This window comes from Brucella tritici (assembly GCF_902825325.1).
Lineage (GTDB): Bacteria > Pseudomonadota > Alphaproteobacteria > Rhizobiales > Rhizobiaceae > Brucella.
Map to the genome: position 1 here is coordinate 1 of NZ_CADEAR010000112.1, position 206 is coordinate 206.

The following is a 206-nucleotide window of genomic DNA, read 5'->3' on the forward strand; positions in this document are numbered from 1 at the left end:
CATCAGCATCCAGGTTCCAACTGGAAGCTTGGCCGCGCTATTTTCAATAAAGAGATGCGTCCGGGAAAGATGCTCCGATACTGTCCGCATTGCGTTCTTGACGACATTGATCAGCAACCAGGTCGCTCTATCGCCAAGCCCTATGCACGCTCGTGGTGGAGCTGTCGCGGTATCGAAGGATGTCCAGAGCATGGGCGTAAGTTGGT

The 206-nt window shown here is 53.9% G+C and carries 1 protein-coding gene; it reads left to right on the forward strand.

Going from position 1 to position 206, the window contains the following annotated elements:
- On the forward strand, positions 1-206 hold a 206-nt coding region (locus HWX93_RS23310; RefSeq protein WP_176038833.1), incomplete at both ends, for a TniQ family protein.